3 protein-coding genes are annotated in these 2,994 nt (G+C 70.6%); all 3 read left to right on the top strand.

All coding sequences use genetic code 11. The features are described from left to right. Positions 1–279: aminotransferase class IV (locus Q0112_RS12265; protein WP_297975740.1), on the top strand; the 279-nt coding region annotated here is incomplete at its 5' end. A 56-nt stretch (positions 280–335) separates the two neighbouring features. Next, the gene (gene aspS / locus Q0112_RS12260; protein WP_297975741.1) at positions 336–2,111 is read left to right on the top strand and encodes an aspartate--tRNA ligase; all 1,776 of its coding nucleotides are present in this window, start codon (positions 336–338) and stop codon (positions 2,109–2,111) included. 14 nt (positions 2,112–2,125) lie between these two features. Further along, positions 2,126–2,809: a BglII/BstYI family type II restriction endonuclease gene (locus Q0112_RS12255; protein ID WP_297975738.1), complete on the top strand. Its 684-nt coding sequence runs from the start codon at positions 2,126–2,128 to the stop codon at positions 2,807–2,809. Positions 2,810–2,994 lie beyond the last annotated feature (185 nt).

Below are 2,994 nucleotides of genomic sequence, written 5' to 3'. Positions count from 1 at the left end.
CGCGCCGCGCTGCCCACGGGCGTCGACGAGGCGGTCCTGCTTAACGAGCGGGGCGAGGTGGCGGAGGGGACGATCACCAGCGTCTTTCTCGACCTGGGCGACGGGCTGGTGACGCCGCCGCTCGCGGCGGGGGCGTTGCCGGGCGTGCTGCGGGCTGAACTGCTGGCTACCGGCGCCTGCCGCGAGGAGCGGGTGCCGGGAGCGGCGCTGGGCCGCGGGCGGCTCTTCGTCGGCAACTCGCTGCGGGGGCTGATCCCGGCGCGGCTGGTCGAGGGTTGACAGGGCGCGGGGCGCGGGGTGTATCCGCGCGAGACCCGAACCCGAGGAGCCCCGTGATGCACCGCTATCGCAGCCATACCTGCGCCGAGCTCCGTCTCGGCGATGCCGGCGAGACGGTGCGGCTCTCGGGCTGGGTGCATCGGGTGCGCGACCACGGGGGGCTGCTCTTCATCGACCTGCGCGACCACTACGGGATCACCCAGGTGGTGGCGGACGGGGACAGCCCGGCCTTCGCGCTGGCGGAGAAGCTGCGCTCGGAGTGGGTGATCCGCGTGGACGGCAGGGTGAAGGCGCGCGAGGCGGCCCTGGTCAACGCGAAGATCCCGACCGGCGAGGTCGAGGTCTATGCCGACGAGATCGAGGTGCTCGGGGCGGCGGAGGAGCTGCCGCTGCAGGTCTTCGGCGAGGCGGAGTATCCGGAGGAGACGCGGCTGCGCTACCGCTTCCTCGACCTGCGCCGCGAGGGGCTGCACGCGAACATCATGCTGCGCGCGAAGGTGATCGCGAGCCTGCGCCGGCGGATGGAGGCGCAGGGGTTCACCGAGTTCCAGACGCCGATTTTGACCGCGTCGTCGCCGGAGGGGGCGCGGGATTTTCTGGTGCCGTCGCGGCTGCATCAGGGGAAGTTCTATGCGCTGCCGCAGGCGCCGCAGCAGTTCAAGCAGCTGATCATGGTGGCGGGGTTCGACCGGTATTTCCAGATCGCGCCCTGCTTCCGGGACGAGGATCCGCGGGCGGACCGCTCGCCGGGGGAGTTCTACCAGCTCGACATGGAGATGAGCTTCGCCACGCAGGACGACGTCTTCGCGGCGATCGAGCCGGTGATGCGCGGGGTGTTCGAGGAGTTCGGCGGCGGGCGGCCGGTGACGGCGGCGTTTCCGCGGATCGCCTGGCGGGACGCGATGCTCTGGTACGGGTCGGACAAGCCGGACCTGCGCAACCCGCTGAAGATGCAGGTCGTGTCGGAGCAGTTCCGCGGCTCGGGGTTCAAGGTCTTCGCCGGGCTGCTGGAGCAGCCGGGGAACGAGGTGCGGGCGATCCCGGCGCCGGGGGGCGGGAGCCGGGCCTTCTGCGACCGGATGAACGCCTATGCCCAGTCCGAGGGGCTGCCGGGAATGGGGTATATCTTCTGGCGCGAGGGGGCGGAGGCGGCCGGGCCGATCGCCAAGGCGCTGGGGCCGGAGCGGACGGAAGGGATCCGGGTCCAGCTGGGGCTGGGCGAGGGGGACGCGGTCTTCTTCGTCGCCGGGCGGCCGGAGAAGTTCGAGGCGGTGGCGGGGAAGGCGCGGAATGTCGTCTGGGCCGAGACGCGGAAGGATCAGGGCTGGAAGGATCGGTTCGAGTTCTGCTGGATCGTCGACTTCCCGATGTACGAGCGGGATCCGGAGACGGGCAGGCTCGACTTCTCGCACAATCCCTTCTCGATGCCGCAGGGGGGGCTCGAGGCGCTGTCGGCGGCGGACCCGCTGGAGGTGCTCGGGTATCAGTATGACATCGTCTGCAACGGGGTGGAGCTGTCGTCCGGGGCGGTCAGGAACCACCGGCCGGAGATCATGTACCGGGCGTTCGAGGTCGTCGGCTACGACCGGGCCTATGTGGATGCGCACTTCGGCGGGATGATCTCGGCCTTCAGGTGCGGGGCGCCGCCGCATGCGGGGATCGCGCCGGGGGTGGACCGGATGGTGATGCTGCTCGCCGGGGCGGAGAATATCCGCGAGGTCATCATGTTCCCGATGAACCAGCGGGCGGAGGACCTGATGATGGGGGCGCCGTCGGAGGTGACGGGGGAGCAGCTGCGCGAGCTGGGGCTGCGCCTGGTTCCCAGGGGCTGACGGCCGGAACCCGGATGGGGACCGAGCATCTGGTGCCGGAGGATGTCCGGGCGCTCTATCACGTGCGCGAGTGGCGGAACGCGGCGGGGGTGCTGATGACCGCCTGCCCGGAGGAGTGGGCGGACATCCTGGCGGTGCTGCGGGGGTTCCGGCTGCTGCGCTCGGAGATCCTGACGGCGGGGGGCGGGCTGTCGCCGATCTCGCAGGGGATCAACGCGGCCTTCGCGGCGCGCGGCTGGCGGGAGGAGAAGTTCGAGACGCGGATCGTGGTCGGGGAGGTGGAATATGCCTCGCCGACGCATGCGGTCGACTGCTTCAAGGGGCGGGTGGCGCTCGAGCTCGAGTGGAACAACAAGGATCCGTTCTTCGACCGGGACCTGAACAATTTCCGGCTGCTGTTCGACCTCCGGGCGATCGACGTGGGTGTGATCGTGACGCGGGCGAGCGAGCTGCAGGGAGTGTTCGACCGATTGGGCAAGGGGTCGAGCTACGGGTCCTCGACCACGCACCATGCCAAGCTCTGGCCGCGGATCGAGGGCGGGAGCGGCGGCGGCTGCCCGGTGCTGACCTTCGCGATCACGCCGGGGCTCTACGTCGACGACGGCGAGGAGGGGCTGGCGGCGGCGGTGGCGCGCAAGGCCGCCCGGCGCGGCCGGCGGGAGGGGGAGCTCGACCTGGGCGACCTGGAGGGGGAATGAGCCCGTGCCCGGGCGCAGGTGGGCACGCGTGCCCAGAAGCCAAGTCATTGATATTGCTTGGGTGAGGGTGCCGATTTTAACCGGATTTTCACCCTTTTCCGTGCCCCGGAGGGGTGATGCGCACGGCCGGCGGGGCGTTTCGGCTCCTGCTGGCAGACGCCGCTGAGGCAGGGCTCCATCTTCGC

The sequence above is a fragment of the uncultured Amaricoccus sp. genome, from assembly GCF_937858865.1.
Classification (GTDB): Bacteria; Pseudomonadota; Alphaproteobacteria; order Rhodobacterales; family Rhodobacteraceae; genus Amaricoccus.
This window is presented reverse-complemented; position numbering and strand designations above follow the sequence as displayed.